The sequence below is a fragment of the Bartonella sp. AA89HNZF genome (assembly GCF_042196905.1).
GTDB lineage: Bacteria > Pseudomonadota > Alphaproteobacteria > Rhizobiales > Rhizobiaceae > Bartonella.
This window is the reverse complement of record NZ_JBHIRD010000133.1, coordinates 334-567: the sequence shown is the minus strand read 5'-3', so window position 1 is coordinate 567 and position 234 is coordinate 334. Positions and strand designations below refer to the sequence as shown.

The window sequence follows — 234 nt, the reverse complement described above, 5'->3', positions numbered from 1 at the left end:
AAGATACAGCACATAGTGTACAGAAAAAAGTTGATCTCATTCAACCTCTTGCCAAACAAGACTGGATTGATGGCACAAAAACAATAAATGCGCTTATTTCACCAGCCAACCTGATGGCTTCAATCAAAGCAAATAGTAGCAATAGCAGCGGCGGTAGTAGCGGCAACAATGATGGCGGGGTTAGAAAACCAGTTGAAATTCTGATGACAGAAAGCGGAGATATTCTATTGCCTG

1 pseudogene is annotated in these 234 nt (G+C 41.9%); it reads left to right on the top strand.

Annotation, left to right across the window (positions count from 1 at the left end):
- Positions 1–234: pseudogene (locus ACFIN0_RS10140) on the top strand (hypothetical protein); the annotation flags it as partial.